The 15,507-nt window shown below is 57.1% G+C and carries 14 protein-coding genes; 12 read left to right on the forward strand and 2 right to left on the reverse strand.

The genetic code is table 11. The features are described 5' to 3' along the window. Nucleotides 1–20 precede the first annotated feature (20 nt). Genes E4662_RS21610 through E4662_RS21620 form a run of 3 tightly spaced genes read left to right on the forward strand, consistent with a single transcriptional unit; the run spans nucleotide 21 to nucleotide 2,968 of the window. The gene (locus E4662_RS21610) at nucleotides 21–485 is read left to right on the forward strand and encodes a cupin domain-containing protein (RefSeq protein WP_136443717.1); all 465 of its coding nucleotides are present in this window, start codon (nucleotides 21–23) and stop codon (nucleotides 483–485) included. A gap of 42 nt (nucleotides 486–527) precedes the next feature. Beyond that, complete coding sequence (locus E4662_RS21615) at nucleotides 528–1,982, forward strand: NAD-dependent succinate-semialdehyde dehydrogenase (RefSeq protein WP_136443718.1); 1,455 nt, start codon at nucleotides 528–530, stop codon at nucleotides 1,980–1,982. Continuing rightward, nucleotides 1,979–2,968 (forward strand): zinc-binding dehydrogenase, encoded by a 990-nt coding sequence (locus E4662_RS21620; RefSeq protein WP_206080333.1) that lies wholly within the window; start codon nucleotides 1,979–1,981, stop codon nucleotides 2,966–2,968. Before E4662_RS21615 ends, E4662_RS21620 begins: the two co-directional genes overlap by 4 nt. A 16-nt stretch (nucleotides 2,969–2,984) precedes the next feature. On the opposite strand, the gene E4662_RS21625 is transcribed toward E4662_RS21620, so the two are convergent. Then, a complete protein-coding gene (locus E4662_RS21625; RefSeq protein WP_136443719.1) occupies nucleotides 2,985–4,073 on the reverse strand; it encodes a glycerol dehydrogenase in 1,089 nt (362 codons plus the stop codon). A 71-nt stretch (nucleotides 4,074–4,144) separates the two neighbouring features. Here E4662_RS21625 and E4662_RS21630 point away from each other — a divergent pair, with 71 nt between their 5' ends. The 3 genes from E4662_RS21630 to E4662_RS21640 are packed head-to-tail and all read left to right on the forward strand — an operon-like array spanning nucleotide 4,145 to nucleotide 6,249. After that, the gene (locus E4662_RS21630) at nucleotides 4,145–4,930 is read left to right on the forward strand and encodes a shikimate dehydrogenase family protein (protein WP_206080335.1); all 786 of its coding nucleotides are present in this window, start codon (nucleotides 4,145–4,147) and stop codon (nucleotides 4,928–4,930) included. A 9-nt stretch (nucleotides 4,931–4,939) separates the two neighbouring features. Beyond that, nucleotides 4,940–5,629, forward strand: coding sequence for an SDR family NAD(P)-dependent oxidoreductase (locus tag E4662_RS21635; RefSeq protein WP_206080336.1), 690 nt, complete (start codon nucleotides 4,940–4,942; stop codon nucleotides 5,627–5,629). Further along, complete coding sequence (locus E4662_RS21640) at nucleotides 5,626–6,249, forward strand: HAD family hydrolase (RefSeq protein WP_136443722.1); 624 nt, start codon at nucleotides 5,626–5,628, stop codon at nucleotides 6,247–6,249. The genes E4662_RS21635 and E4662_RS21640 overlap by 4 nt, the downstream gene beginning before the upstream one ends. A 406-nt stretch (nucleotides 6,250–6,655) precedes the next feature. On the opposite strand, the gene E4662_RS21645 is transcribed toward E4662_RS21640, so the two are convergent. Next, nucleotides 6,656–7,570, reverse strand: a complete 915-nt coding sequence (locus tag E4662_RS21645; protein WP_136443723.1) for a LysR family transcriptional regulator — start codon at nucleotides 7,568–7,570, stop codon at nucleotides 6,656–6,658. A gap of 460 nt (nucleotides 7,571–8,030) precedes the next feature. Between E4662_RS21645 and E4662_RS21650 the strand changes: the two genes are divergently transcribed. The 6 genes from E4662_RS21650 to E4662_RS21675 all read left to right on the forward strand — a co-directional run bounded on the left by E4662_RS21650 (nucleotide 8,031) and on the right by E4662_RS21675 (nucleotide 15,503). Then, complete coding sequence (locus E4662_RS21650; RefSeq protein WP_136443724.1) at nucleotides 8,031–9,098, forward strand: SDR family oxidoreductase; 1,068 nt, start codon at nucleotides 8,031–8,033, stop codon at nucleotides 9,096–9,098. Nucleotides 9,099–9,124: 26 nt separating this feature from the next. Beyond that, nucleotides 9,125–9,919 (forward strand): SDR family NAD(P)-dependent oxidoreductase, encoded by a 795-nt coding sequence (locus tag E4662_RS21655; RefSeq protein ID WP_136443725.1) that lies wholly within the window; start codon nucleotides 9,125–9,127, stop codon nucleotides 9,917–9,919. 654 nt (nucleotides 9,920–10,573) lie between these two features. Next, on the forward strand, nucleotides 10,574–11,356 hold the full coding sequence (locus E4662_RS21660) for an SDR family NAD(P)-dependent oxidoreductase (protein WP_136443726.1): 783 nt from the start codon (nucleotides 10,574–10,576) through the stop codon (nucleotides 11,354–11,356). A gap of 435 nt (nucleotides 11,357–11,791) precedes the next feature. After that, nucleotides 11,792–12,937 carry an ABC transporter ATP-binding protein gene (locus E4662_RS21665; protein ID WP_136443727.1) on the forward strand — a complete coding sequence of 382 codons (1,146 nt, stop codon included), beginning with the start codon at nucleotides 11,792–11,794 and terminating at the stop codon, nucleotides 12,935–12,937. Between the two features lie 50 nt (nucleotides 12,938–12,987). Continuing rightward, the gene (locus E4662_RS21670; protein ID WP_136443728.1) at nucleotides 12,988–14,409 is read left to right on the forward strand and encodes an extracellular solute-binding protein; all 1,422 of its coding nucleotides are present in this window, start codon (nucleotides 12,988–12,990) and stop codon (nucleotides 14,407–14,409) included. Between the two features lie 155 nt (nucleotides 14,410–14,564). Then, a complete protein-coding gene (locus E4662_RS21675) occupies nucleotides 14,565–15,503 on the forward strand; it encodes a carbohydrate ABC transporter permease (RefSeq protein WP_206080337.1) in 939 nt (312 codons plus the stop codon). The last annotated feature ends 4 nt before the right edge of the window (nucleotides 15,504–15,507 follow it).

Below are 15,507 nucleotides of genomic sequence, written 5' to 3' on the forward strand. Positions count from 1 at the left end.
TAACCAACTGAGAGGAAAATATGAAAAAGCTTATCAAAACTGCGGCCATCGCGGCCTGCGGTCTCTGGCTGGCTGCGTCGGCGCAAGCGCGCAACGTGATCATCGAGAACGGTCCTGACGGCCACCCCGTCGTGATCTCGGAGGCGAACATCTCCATGACTGAGATCCCTGATATCGGGGGTCTGCCGAACGACCGCTTCTTTTACGGTACCATCGGTGAAATCCCCACTGGCGTGAACGTGCGCTTTGGCCGGGTGGAAGCCTACGGACGCATCGCCGAGCATGAGGGCAACAGCAACTACGTGCTTTATGTGCTCAAAGGCACAGGATCTCTGGTCAACACCGATGGCGAAGGCAACGAGGTTTCTCGGTTTGAGTTCAAACCCGGTGATGTGATCACCTTCCGGCCCTACACCATGCACTACTGGGAAGTCGGGCCCGAGGCCTGGGAATTCTTGGGCGTCGAGCAAGCCGCAGCACAATAAAAACAACTTGGGGGGCAAGCGCCCCCCATCCTCATTCTGGACATGATCATGCACCTCTCAGATTCTTCCTTATTTGTATCCACCTGCAAAATCGGTGAGACCGCAGTTTCAGGGTTCGGCCTGCCGGTTAGCAATCCTGCGACAGGTGAAATACTCGCGGAGGTTCCGAAGTTCGGGGCGGTCGAAGCACAAAAGGCTGTGGGAGCCGCCGCTTTTGCGATGCCGGATTGGGCGGCGAAAACGGCCGCCGAACGTGGAATGCTGCTGCATCGGCTCGCCAATGTCATTGACGCAAACTCTGAAGACTTGGCGCAGCTTTTGACGGCGGAACAAGGCAAGCCACTCGCCGAAGCGCGCGGCGAGGTTGGAATGTCGGCCGGTTATGTGCGCTGGTTCGCAGAAGAGGCACGGCGGGTCTACGGCGATGTCATTCCGTCCCCCTGGCCTGGCCGCAAATTGCTGGTAACCAAGGAACCAATCGGTGTGGTCGGCGCGATTACGCCGTGGAATTTCCCGTCATCTATGATCGCACGCAAGCTGGGTCCGGCCCTCGCGGCTGGTTGCACAATCGTCATCAAACCCGCCTCACAAACCCCGCTTTCGGGGTTGGTTTGGGCTCGGCTGGCCGAGATGGCCGGCATCCCCGATGGTGTTGTTAACGTGATCACAGGTCGGGCGGGAGAAATCGCAGATGTCTTCTGTGAACACCCCGCCATCAAGAAAATCACCTTTACTGGTTCCACCGAGATTGGGCGGCAGTTGAACGAAGCGGCCGCGCGCAATCTTAAGAAAGTCACCATGGAACTTGGCGGGAATGCGCCGTTCGTCGTGTTTGACGATGCGGATCTGGAAGCAGCCGTACAAGGCGCGTTGGCCTCAAAGTTCCGGAATTCCGGCCAAACATGCGTCTGCACGAACCGGGTGCTGGTTCAGACGGGAATCTATGATGATTTCGTTGACGCTTTTGCTCGGGCCGTGTCCGCCATGAAGGTAGGGGCCGGCACCGAGGTTGGAGTAGAGCAGGGGCCGCTTATTGACCTCGGCGCCGTAGAGAAGGTCGAGGCGCATATTTCAAATGCAACGTCTCTGGGCGGCAAAGTTGTTTCCGGGGGTTCGCGTTCCGAACTGGGTGGGTCGTTCTTTGAACCGACTGTTATTGCGCATGCGACACCTGAAATGGACGTCGCGCGTGAGGAGACGTTTGGCCCGTTGGCTCCCGTTTTCAAATTCGAGACCGAAGTCGAAGCGCTCAACATGGCGAACGACACCGAATACGGGTTGGCCGCTTATGTCTATACCCGCGACATCGGCCGGGCGATGCGTATGTCTGAGCAGCTTGAATACGGGATTGTCGGTGTGAACGAGGGTATTGTTACAACCGAGGTCGCGCCCTTCGGTGGCGTGAAAGACAGCGGTATGGGCCGCGAAGGGTCGTTCCATGGGATCGAGGATTACCTGAGTATAAAATACACCTGTCTTGGAGGGCTGGGAACATGAGCGAGACAATGAAAGCTTGGGTGCATGATTTTACTGGCGGTCCAGACGTTCTGGCGTTCAGGGATGTGGCGAAGCCGTTGCCAGGTGCACGGGACGTGCTGGTTCAGAACCGGGCAATTGGTCTGAACCCGGTCGATTGGAAATTCGTCGAGTGGGGCCACCCGGATTGGGACTGGCCGCATGTTCCGGGTGTTGACGGCGCAGGGATTGTGACGGCGGTGGGATCCGATGTTACGCATATCTCGGTGGGCGCGCGTGTCGCTTACCACAACGATCTCGTGCGCCCGGGCAGTTTTGCCGAATTCACCGCGATCCCGGCACGCGCGGCCTTGCCCTTGCCAGATGGGTTGACCTTTTCCGCTGCCGCCGCGCTGCCCTGCCCCTGGCTAACCGCTTGGCAAGCGATCGAAAAACTGCCGTGTAGTCAGGGCATGGTCGCCTTGATGACCGGCGCAAGCGGCGCCGTGGGGGGAGCATTGCTGCAACTGGCTGTGGAGCGTGGGTTTGTCGTGCATGCGATTGCGTCGGAGAGGGAGCACAAACGCGTGCTTGGTCTTGGCGCTGCCAGTGTGACTGAGTACAGATCGGTGGACTGGATTGCGCCCTTGAAGGAGCGGTTCGCAGCCCAGCCATTGGATGTTGTATTTGACATGGTCAGCGGTGATCACGCTGCGTCTCTGACCCCTTTGCTGGGGGCCAATGGGCATCTGGTCTGTATCCAGGACCGTCAGGAAACCGCGCCGTTGCCCGCGTTCACGACGACAATTTCTTGCCACGAAGTGGGCCTGAATGCGTTGCATGGACACGGGCATGACCGGCATTGGGGTGCAATGATGACCGCAGGGGCCCAGATCGCACAGGGGTTCCAGACGGGAAGGTATGATCCGCAGATCCTTGAGGTCTCCGATTTCGGGGATCTTCCCGGCGCTTTGCAGCGCTTGAAGGATGGCCCCAATCCGGGGAACCGGGTTGTGATGTTGAGCTAACGCTGGATTGGCGCCCTTACAAAAGGGCGCCTTCCAGATCGGGTGCGCTATTCATCATTGCGGCAATCAACTCTTCCTGCGACACCACGCGTTCGAAGTTCGCCATATGCGGCGCGTCCAAAATCGCCTGCGCCGCCTGCGCCCATTCTGCACCTGACGGCATATCCTGCGTCAGGTCGGTCAGGTGGCGGGGCAGGCCAATCTTGGCGAGCCATTCAAAGAGATCCGCGTGCTCATTGCTGGATGTGGCCTCCAGTTTCAACTGTACCATGAGTCCGTAGGAAATTAGAAAGCCGTGCGGTGCCGATCCGAGTCCGGAGAGTTGCGGTAGGCCGCGTGTCAAGGCATGGGCCACGGACAGACCGCCGTTTTCGAAACCCAGGCCTGCCATGAGAACGGTCGCTTCGACGACACGCTCGAAGGCCGGTGTCGGAATGCCGGTGCCAGCCGCGGCGATTGCGGCCTCGGCGTCGTTTCGCAAAGTTTGATAACACCGCTCGGCCAGGGCAAGCGCGGATTGTGTCGGCTGGTGGCCAAACATGTTCCGTCCGCCTGCGCGGGCGCACTGTCTAGCTTCAAAATGCTTGGCGATCGCATCGCCAATCCCGAACAGAAGCAAATGTCCCGGCGCTTGTGCAAGGATATTCGTATCGACGATGACACTGTCAGGGTTACGGTCGATGTGAAACACGCCTGCCATCCGGTGGTTGTCGTCATAAAGCACGTAGTTTTTTGAGGTCGGCGAGTCGGTGGACGCGGCGGTTGGCGCGGTGACGAAGGGAAGGCCAAGTCTGTGCGCAACGGCCTTGCCCGCATCAACCCCTTTGCCGCCCCCGGCAGCAATCACAAAATCCGGTAGCGCACCGCCAGCCTGTTGGCTCAGGCTGGCCACATTTTCAGCAGTCAATTCGCCCTCAAACCCGAAGGCGGCCAATTCAGCGGATCGCGTGGCAAGCGAGGCCCGCACACGATCCTGCAGCAGACCCAAAACATGCACATCCGAGATCAGAACCGCGCGGTCGCCTAGAATGCGGGTCAACTCCCCAATCTCATCCAAGAGACCAGGACCCTGGTAATATCTTTGCGGGCTGCCAAAAATGTTCATTTGGTCTCTCCATTTCTGAGGTTGAACTATATGATATATGATATTATAGTTTTTGCAACGGAGGATCAGTGGTGATTTCAGGAAAAACAAAAACTGTCGTTCATCTGGCGCATCCGGCTGATCATTTGCGCACGCCCGGCTTCTTCAATGCACGCGCAAAGGAGCTGGGGCATGACATTGTGCTGGTACCTTGGGATGTGGCGCCTGAAGATCTGGGCAAAACTTGGCAGATGCTGCGCAAAACCAACAATCTTGCCGGGGTGGTCGTGACGATTCCGCACAAGGAGACGGTGGCCGGCCTGTGTGACACGTTGGAAGACGAGGCCATCGCGTTGGATGTGTGCAATGTGGCGCGCAGGATGCCGGACGGCCGCTTTCACGGGGCGATGTTTGACGGTGTCGGGCTGACCGAAGGGCTGATCAGTCAGGGGCATGACATATCCGGCAAACATGCGCTTCTTGTCGGGGCAGGGGGTGCGGCGACCGCCATTGCCCACGCGCTGGCGGGTCGAGGGGTGGCGAGTTTACGTCTGGCGAATCGCACCCATGCCAAGGCCGAGGCGCTGGCCGCCAGCGTTGCAGCGCGCTTTCCGGATCTGGATGTGCAGGCGGCCGCGGCGGATGCTACGGGCAGTGATCTGATTGTAAATGGCACTTCCTTGGGAATGCACGCGGGGGAACCGCTTCCAGTGCCCATGAACACCATTCAGGAAAATGCGGTTGTGGCAGAGGTTGTCATGCAGCCGGACGAAACGGAACTGCTGCGTCAGGCGCGGGATCGGGGCGCGATGATTCACAAAGGTGTGCATATGATCCGAAGCCAGATCGATCTCTTGATTGAGCATTTAACGGGATAGGAGATGACAATGGCAACTTGCGTAATCACAGGTGGCGGAACCGGCATTGGCGCGGCTACGGCCAATGCGATGCACGCAGCGGGGCAGGACGTAATTGCTCTTGGTCTGGACCAATCCGACGAACTGACAGAGGCGGTGCCATTTGTCAGGATGGACCTGTCCGACACAGCGGCGGTGCAGACCTTTTTCGCGGACCTCGACGGGGTTTCCGCCTTGGTCAACTGTGCGGGTATTCTGCGGCAGCAGAGGGAATGGGAAACTGAACATTTCTCGACTGTTCTGGATATCAACCTGACGGCTGTTCTGGCCTGTTGCACCGCCGCGCGACCGGCTCTGACGCGGTCGGGAGGGGCGATTGTCAACATTGCGTCGATGTGGAGCTTTTTTGGTTCGCCAGGTTCGCCCGGTTATGCCGCCAGCAAAGCAGGGATTGTCGCCCTGACCCGCTCGCTGGCAACGGCCTGGGCGCAAGATGGAATTCGCGCCAATGCGGTTGCGCCCGGCTGGATTGCAACCCGTATGGCAGAAAATGCTCGTATGGATCTGGAAAGATCCGCTAAGATCAATGCTAGGATTCCCATGGGCCGCTGGGGTGAGCCGTCGGATGTGGCTAAGGTGATCTGCTTTCTGGCCAGCTCGGAAGCGCGCTATGTCACAGGCGCTGTCTTGCCGATTGATGGCGGATACTCCATCGCATGACCGTTTTGTTCGACCTTGATGGCACCTTGCTGGATACAAAACCTGCTGTGATCGGCGCGTATTGCCGGGCCATTGAGGCCATCGAAGGACATGTGATCAATCCGGATGGCGAACACCAACAGGAATTGATGCGCAGGCGTCCGGCGGAGTATTTCGCCCAGCATTATCCAACTCGCGCAGATATGCTGACCAATGCTTATCAAGCAGGCTATCGATCAGATCTTGCTCAGCCCTATTCGCATGTTGAAGCCTTGTTGACTGAGCTGTCCCAATTCTGTGCGATCGGGATCGTGTCCAACAAAGGGCGTTCGCGGATTCTGGGTGACCTGGCACACTGCGGAATCGACTCAACTCTCTTTTCCGTCATTATTGGGGCTGACGACACGCCCGAGCGGAAGCCCCATCCCGCGCCGCTTTTGAAGGGGTTGTTGGAGTGTGGTGCTGCGGCTGGTCAAGCGGCCTACGTGGGCGACGGTCCGCACGATGTGGTGGCCGCAAAGGCGGCAGGTATGCGGGCTGTGGCAGTGAGCTGGGGGTACTATTCTGTTGCGCAATTGCGGGCCGAAGGGCCTGACCACATCACGCAGACGGTTCCAGATCTGCGTGCCCTTTTCTTCTGACCAGTAGGCGGCTGAGCCGCTTTTCCAAGTTCATTCAGAAACCTGGTAGATTGACCGGATGAAATCCGGCGACCAGCGACTGAGTTTGTGGCCGGCATCGACCCGATTGAGGCCGAGCAGGGTTACGGTTCCAATTCTCGCAGCGGGTAAGGGTTCTTCAGCATCCATATCGCCACTGACGTCACCGGTCACGCTGGCATCGATGAGCTTGACTTAGCGATCCTGTTCATCGAACAGCACGCCTTAGAGATACTGGCGATGGCGGACTATCGCTATGTGCTCAAGAATGGCGAGATTACAGTGCGGGGCACGAGCAAAGTGCTGCTCGGGAGCGACTACCTGAAACGCTCCATCTCGATTTGTGAACCCAAGCAGGTCAGCGTCTTAGAAAAAGGGGGGCGGGGGATCACCGTGTCAACTCAGCACTTGCCGGCAGGTTTTTGGTGAGAAAATCAATGAACGCGCGAATTCTGAGCGGTACGTGACTCTGGGAGGAATAAATTGCGCTCATGGGTTCAGTGTCGCCCGGGTTGAACTCTTCAAGGATCGGTACCAATCGTCCTTGCGCCACGTCATCTGCGATGTGAAATGCGGAGTTTCGTGTGATCCCTGCGCCTCTGAGGGCAAAATCACGCAAGGCCTCTCCATTGTTGAAATAGAGATTGCCTGAAAGCTCCAGCGCATAGGTCGACACGCCGTCGGACTTCAGAAACGGCCAGGTGCTAAACCGTTTGCGCCCGGCAAGGCCAAGACAATTGTGGTTCAGCAAGTCTTCGGGCGTTTGGGGGCTACCATAACGCGCCAGATAGTCGGGGGAGGCGACGATGTGCCGGGTGGAAGACATCAACCGCCGCGCCATCATGGAACTGTCGGTCAGATCGCCGCTGCGTATAGCCACATCAGTGCGCTCAAAAATCAGATCCACCTGATCGTCCTGATAGTCGAATTCGAGCTTGAGGTCAGGGAACGTTTCCAAAAACTCGGGGATCAAGGGTGCGATTTTGTGGATGGCAAAAGGCACGTTGCTGCTGACTCTCAATACGCCGCTGACATGCCCTTTGCCTTCGACGATCTCTGCCTCGGATCGTTTTACTTGCGCCAGAATTTCTTGTGCTCTGAGGTAGTACGCCTCACCTTCGGCTGTTAGCCGCAGTCTCCGTGTTGAGCGGATCGCCAGCGGCAGACCCAGGCGATGCTCCAGCCGCGCGATAATCTTGCTAACGGCCGACGGGGACAGACCTAAGGCTTTGCCAGCATTTGTGAAATTCTGCATGTCAACCACACAGACGAACACTTCCATCTCGGAGAATCGGCCCAGCATGGCGTCCCTATTAATGAAAATTTGTCATTAAACTTATGAATGATAGCCTGTTTTTTGTCGAGAACCTGAGCCGTAAGATCTTTGGAAACACACCGAATACGAGCGTGAGTATGCAAAATGGATCTTGGGATTGACGGAAAATCGCCGTTATCACCGGTGGGGTCAGTGGTATCGAGCGCGCCTTGCACCGATTGCTTTGACGGAGTCGGTTCCAAGGTATTTCGAAGGGCTTGCCAAAGATCCGGGGCGTCCAACGTACGGAATTATTCAATGACTCTCACGTCGGTAATGCGACCCGTAAGATCATAGATCCGGCCGGCACGGGCGTGGCGTTGTCCAATTGGTGACCATCACCGCAATGAATGATGCGTCGCGCGGAATGGAAGGCTGGGCGACCCGGTCGAACCTCTGATCCGCCGCGTCAGGGTGCATCATCAAAAAACACATTAGGAGATACGAGATGTATCAGAAGCGAGCGCTTGTCGTTGGCGCAACGGGCATTGTTGGGCTGAACGTTGCCGAACACCTCAGAGATCAAGGCGGATGGGAGATCCACGGCCTTTCTCGCCGTCCGGTATTGGGGGCCTCCTGGATGCGGTCGCATCAAGTTGATCTGCTGGATCGCAAAGCCGCTCTGGCGGCGCTGCAAGATCTTTCACCAACGCACATCTACTACTGCACCTGGACGCTGGGTCAGAACGAGGACGAAAATATCAGGTTGAACGGCGATATGCTGCGCACCGTTCTGGACGCCTTCAAGGACAAAGACTGCGTTGAGCATGTCTCAGTAGTCACCGGCGCAAAGCATTACCTTGGACCGTTTGAGGATTACGGCAAGATCGAGCCCGTGACGCCTTTCGTGGAAAGCACCCCGCGGCTGAAAAAGAAGAATTTTTATTACGAGTTGGAAGACATGGTCATGGGTTACGCCGCTCGCCATGGGTTTGACTGGTCTGTGCATCGGGCGCACACGATCATCGGATATGCTGTGGGCAATCTGATGAATATAGGCGCCACTCTTGCCACTTACGCCTCCGTTTGCAAGGCAACCGGGCAGCCGATCATCTTCCCCGGGTCAGCAACCGCCTGGAACGGACTGAACGACATCACCGATGCGCGCATTCTGGCGAAACAAATCGTTTGGGCCTCGACCGAACCAAATGCACGCAATGAGGCGTTTAATTCGGTGAATGGGGATGTGTTCCGCTGGAAACAACTCTGGGCAAAGATCGCTGACTACTTTGAAGTCGAAGTGGGCGAGTATCCGGGAGATTTCAACTCGCTTGAAGCGCGTATGGCGGACCTTGGCCCTGCCTGGGACAGGGTGGTCGAGGCGAACAACCTCCAGCGCAATACGCTGGATCGGTTGGCTTCTGCGTGGCACACGGATCTGGACCTAGGACGTCCGATGGAATGCGTGCATTCAACATCGAAGGCCCGCGCGCTTGGTTTTGATGCTTATCAGGACAGCGCGCAGAGCTTCATCGACGTTTTCGACCGCATGCGGGCCGAGCGGATTATTCCATGAACGCGATTGACGAAGGAGAGCACCAGATGACTCAGGACCTGAAAGGTAAGGTTGCCATTGTCACCGGCGCCAGTTCTGGCATCGGGCTGGAAGCGGCCAAGCATTTTCTGGCCGTCGGAACGCGGGTTGTAGGCGCGGCGCTGGATATGGGTCGTTTCGAAGAGATCGGCGGCGCGGATACCTGCGCCATCGAGGTCGATTTGACCACGCCGGAAGCGGCCACGCAGGTTGTAAGAAGCGCGATCAGTGCCTTTGGGCACGTGGACATTCTTTTTAACTGTGCGGGGGCCGCCCCAGGGCGTGAAAGCTTTGCCGATGTTACGGACAAGATGTGGCAGGACACCTTTGATCTGAATGTAATGGGATATGTGCGCATGGCCCGCGCAGTGCTGCCCGCCATGCTGGATCAGGGCAAAGGCGCGATGATCCATTGCGGGTCCGAGGCCGGGTTCATGCCGCATCCGCTCTTGCCCGATTACAACGTTTCCAAGGCGGCGGTGCACATGCTGTCCAAAGTGTTGTCCCGAGAGTTCACATCGCGCGGGATCCGGTCGAATGTGGTCGCGCCGGCGCACGTGCGGACTGAGCTTTGGGACGTGCCTGGTGGGTTCCTGGAGTCGCTGGCCGATCAATACAATGTGCCGCGCGGTGATCACGACGCGACTGTCGCTGCATTTTTGGCGGACCGTAAGATCCCGGCAGGCCGTTTGGGCTGTCCCTCTGACGTAGCCAAAGCGGTGTTGTTTCTGGCGTCGGATCAATCGGAGTTCATCTCGGGCGACATCGTGAACATCGACGGCGGCGTTGTGCCAACTGTTTGACCGAGTTGAGGGAGAACACCAAGATAATTTCAGACCATGACACACTAGTTGTCGGGCTGGACTAGAGCGATGCGCATTGGAAAGAACTGTTCGACAATGCGATGACTGCACCGGTCGGACAGGATATGCGTTCGGGTTTCGATGCGGTACCGGTCAGACGTAAAGCCCTCAAACCGGGCGAGAATGCCGCGTTTTTTTGCGGCATGTGTTGAACTCGTTTTTGGTTCGCGATCAATGCTGGATGGCTACTCTCACGGTAGCGCCAACAGGCTTACCGTCCACTGGACGTTTTCTCGATCTTCCTCTGCAATCCGATTGAAGGCTATGTTGTCTGGGCCAAACCGAAGGCGTCCGCATGGAGCCTGTTCGGCGCCGTGGCAACCTCGTCCGAACTATGGTGGGCGCGCTGATGAGCGTGCCCATCAACAGAGGCATAAGCCCCAAGAAAAACAGTCCGCATTTGTTGCAATTCGGGCAGGGGGGCTCTGTTTTTCCCTGCGGTAGTTATGGATTTCCGTGGAAACAAGCGCGACAAAAAGGTTCATGCCGTGTCCGTTCTTCAGCAAGGATATTCTACAAGGAAATAAATTTCCTTTCAAATACGAACGCATCAAAGTAAATACTATTTAGGTATCAGCTGAGATGGGAAAAAACATGGATTTTGGAGTTGCAGGCAAGACTGCCGTCATTACTGGTGGTGCGACCGGCATCGGTCGTGCCATTGCAGAGACCTTTCACGAAGAGGGGGCCACCGTCATCATCAATGGCCGCAACCGGGACAAGCTGAATAAGGCCTGCGCTGAAATCGGGCCCAACGCGCACGGGGTGGTCGCCGATTTGCTGACATCGGAAGGTGCCACCGCACTTGCCGACTATGCGGCCAACCTGGGGTCGGTTTCTTTTCTGGTCAACAATATCGGCATCTTCGATGTGAACGATTTTTTTGAGGTCAGCGATGAGCGTTGGATGGATTACTTCCAGCACAATCTGATGACAGCCATCCGCATTACGCGACCGATCCTGCAAGGCATGCTTGAACGCAATGACGGCAGCGTCGTATTCATTTCAAGCGAGGCGGCGGTTCGCTCGATTGGCAACATGGTGCCTTATTCGACCACGAAGACGGCGATGCTTGGCTTGTCGCGTAGCCTCGCCGAACTGACACGCGGCACCAATGTGCGTGTCAATTCCTATATGCCGGGTACAACCGCGACAGAATCGGTCATGGGTTATTTCGAAGGGCTGGCCAAGGATCAGGGCAGCAGCGTCGACGAGGCGCTGACCGGATTTTACAACGAGGTCCAACCCGGCAACCTCGTGCGGCGCCTGATTGATCCGTCGATGCATGGGCGCGGCGTGATCCAGCTTGCAACAAATGAAGCCATGAACGGCGTGACGCACCGTGCGGATGGCGGAACGATTCGCTCGATTTTCTGAGCCAAAAAAAATTATTTTTTGCGCGCGCTGCTGGAAGTTCTGGTTGCGCGCATTCTTTTTTGGGGGGCTGAAGAAGTAAATAATCTCATAATTTCAGTTGCTTGTATTTGGTTCGGGCGTGGTTTCAGGCACACGAAATTTGGCCACAATGACAATCAAAAGAAATTCCTTTCATAAATATTGATTGATAGCGAATTATTTTTTATTGTGCTTCAAGAGAGTTCCGCGCTTCTGCGGCCGGCGCACTTCAGACCGGGACGGGCCATGGGCCGGCCGCCATAAACTGAAGCGTCGCGCACCCAGGCTTTGCGTAGGAACAGAGGGAGTGAGGCGAAGCCGTAGTGCAAGACGGGCATGTCGGCCAAGTGGAAGCACAGCGGGTCTTCGCGGGCAATGGCCGTTCAAGGCGACGCCAAAAGGAAAGGGAATTGCCGGATGGCGCATCTCAAGCTCAATGAGATCACAAAGACCTTCAAGAACGGAACCGAAGCTGTTCGCGGCATTTCATTCGATGTGGCGGATCGTGAGGCCGTGTTTCTTCTTGGCCCATCCGGGGCGGGCAAGACCACGACGCTGCGGCTTGTGGCCGGGCTTGAGGATCTCGACCATGGTCAGATCAGCATCGGCTCGGTGGATCGCTCGCGGGCAGTGCCGCGTGACCGCAATGTCGCCATGGTCTATGACAAGCACTCGCTGTTCCCGCATCTTTCGGTGCGCGAAAACATGGCCTATCCTCTCCGCATCCGCAAAATGGACGACGCTGAGATGATGCGCCGCATCCATTCAGTGTCCGAAGTACTGCAGATTGAGGCGCAGCTCGACAAGATGCCGGGGCAACTCTCCGGTGGCCAGCAGCAGCGGGTGGCGATTGGTCGGGCGCTTGTGCGTGACGCCGATGTGTTCCTGCTGGACGAGCCGATTTCGCATCTCGATGCCCAGCTGCGCGCCCGGATGCGGGTCGAATTCAAGCGTCTTCAGCGCGATTTCAACGCCACCATGTTGTATGTGTCGCACGACCAGCTGGAAGCCATGACCATGGCCGACCGCATCGTGCTGATCAACAAGGGCCGGATCGAGCAAATCGACGAGCCTCAGGCGATGTTCGACCGACCGCAGACGCTTTTTGCCGCCACTTTCATAGGCGAGCCGGTGATGAATTCCCTGCCGGTGCGGCTGGTGGAGCGTGACGGCGACCATTGGTTCGAAATCGGCACCTCGCTCGTGCCGGTGGAAAGCGGCTGGATCAATTCGGCGGCGGAGAAGCTAAACGGAACTGGTGAATTCACCCTCGGCGTACGTCCGCAGCACCTCGAGTTGGCCGATGCAACCCAACATGGTGAAAGCATTGTGCATGGCGTGATCTATGCGGTCGAAACGCTGGGTTCTCGTGTGGTTTTTGATATCGAGATCGGCGCTGAAACGGTGCGGGTCATGACTAGCGTCGACGAAGCGCGCAGTTTTCCCAGTCGAATCGGATCTCCCATCGCGATCCGCATGAGCTCTGAATTTTTCTACCTGTTCGACAACCGTGATGGCCGGACGCTTTTGCAGGCGCCGTTCACCGCAAAAAGCACGCACTGACGCCCGGCCTGCGCCGGCCCGTCACAGATTCCAAAACGGAGGAGGACTTCATGTCAATCATCACGAAATACGGATTTGCCGCGACAATCGCCGCAAGTTTCGTATCGGTCACGCCGGTTATGGCGCAGACCGAATATCAAAAGAAATTCGAGGGCGTTGAACTCAACGTCATGAACCCGGCGTTCCCGCAGTTCGCGGCGCTGTGGAAATTCCTGCCGGAGTTCGAAGAGCAATACGGCATCAAGATCAATGTCGACGAGATCCCGTTTGACCAGCTGCGACAGAAATCTCTGGTGGAGATGCAGCAGGGCACAGGCCGTGTTGACGTGTTCGCTGTCGACGTGATGTGGCTGGCTGAATATGCCGCTGCCGGGTTCTTGGCGCCGGTGAAGCAATATGTCGACAACCCTGAACTGACCGCTGAGGGTTATGACATCGACGACTTTCTGCCGCGGGTACTGTCCGGCACGGGCGTCTACAATGACACGCTCTACACCATTCCGATCGGTGCGGGGCCTGTTGGAACCACCTTCCGCGGGGACGTGGCCGAAGCGGCGGGTTTCACCCTGCCAGAGAAATTCGACGACAGCTTTACCACCGAGTACATGTATGAAGCTGCGTCGAAGGTGCATAACCCCGAAAACGGCATGATCGGCTTTGCCAATGTTCCGGGCCGCTGGTTCTGGGGTGTGACCTATCTTCCGTATCTCTATGCCTTCCAGACCCCGGAAACCAAGGGTGATGAATACGTTGGCGAAGACTGGAAGATCACCATCAACAACCAGCACACCATCGACTCGATCGATTACTACGTCAGCCTGAAAGACTTCATGCCCGCCGACAGCGCCAATTGGGGTATCGGTGAAGCGACACAGCTCTATCAATCCGGCGGTGCCTTTGGTGTCTGGAATTACCAGGACTTCATCACCGGCTTCTTTGAAGATGGCGGCAATGCCACCATCAACGGCAAGAACAAGCACCTTCACACACCGGCCGGTCCGCATGGCGTCATCGACCCCTGGTTCGGCTCTTGGGGCATGGGTATCTCGGTCGATACTGAGAAGAAAGAAGCAGCATGGACCTTCATCCAATGGCTGACTTCCAAGGCGATCCAGGAACGTGCCATCGAGTTCGGCGCTGGTCCGTCGCGTCACTCGACCTACAAATCTGAAACCGTGGCCGAAATCGCGCCCTGGTGGACCGATACCTATGAATTCATGCTGACCGAAACCAACCCGGACGAGCGTATCCGTACGCCTGAATGGGCCGAGATTTCGGACATCATGGGTGAAGAAGGCAACCGTGTATGGATTGGCGAAATCGACGCAGCCGAAGCTGCCGCCAACATGGAAAAGAAGATGACCAACGTCATGCGCCGTGGTGGTTACTTCATCCCGGGCCGCACCGACCTGCCCAAGCAGCTCTGGCGTGATCTGACCTACTACGATCGTCTGCCGTCCGAGTGGAACTGATCTGAGAACTACGGTCCGGGTGACGTTTTCGCCCGGACCATCCCTCCACGCATCTTCTTCGACTTGGGCTGCCGGGGCAGCGCAACTCCGAGATGACGCGGCACGCTGTCGGTCAATTGAACTCAGAAAGGGAGGCGGAAATGGTGGAGGTTTCAATGGCCAGCGCTCCAGCGGAACGCAAATCATTCTGGTCCAAGTTAGGACCTTCGAACAAAAAAGTCTTTCCCTGGGTGCTGATGGCCCCCACGCTGATCATTCTGGTCGGCATCGGGATCTACCCGTTTCTGTACGCGCTGAATATCGCCAGTCAGAACATCATCCTGTCGAAGCCCTATATTCCGCGCTTCGACGTCGGTCTCTATCAGTATCAACTGCTGATGCATGACCCTGAGTTCTGGAAAGCGCTGCGCGTCACGCTGCTTTTCACCATCGAGGCGGTGTTCATCGAATTCTGGCTGGGACTTGGTCTGGCCCTGCTCTTCCAGCGCTCGATCCGCGGTGCCAGCGTGATGCGGATTTTCATCCTAATTCCGATGATCCTACCGCCTTTGGTGGCTGCCCTGATCTGGCGCTACATGTTCTTCCCCGGTGCCGGTCTGGTGACTCATTACGTGGGGGGATTGTCGGAATGGCTGGGCTTCGGCCAGATCCCGTTCCTGTCGGACCCGACGCTGGCCCTGCAGACGCTGATCTTTGTCGATGTCTGGGAATGGACACCGTTCATGTTCCTGATGCTGTCGGCAGGCCTCGCTTCGATCCCGCGCCAGCCCTATGAGGCGGCAGAGATCGACGGTGCCTCGGCCTGGCGTGTGTTCTGGACCATCACCATGCCGCTTTTGCGTCCGGCGATCCTGATTGCGGTGGTGATCCGTACCATGGATGCGTTCCGGACTTTCGAGCTGATCGTAGTGATGACCCGCGGCGGCCCCGGCAATGCCACCACTACACTGAACGTGCTTTTGACCAAAACCGGACTGGAATTCTTTGACGCCTCGAAAGCAGCTGCGCTGTCGCTGCTGATGATGATGGTGATTATCGTGATGAGCTTTGTCTTCATCCGGGTGTTCCGTTCGAAAACCGAAGTCGCTGAATAAGGGA

This window comes from Pacificoceanicola onchidii (assembly GCF_004804335.1).
Lineage (GTDB): Bacteria > Pseudomonadota > Alphaproteobacteria > Rhodobacterales > Rhodobacteraceae > Pacificoceanicola > Pacificoceanicola onchidii.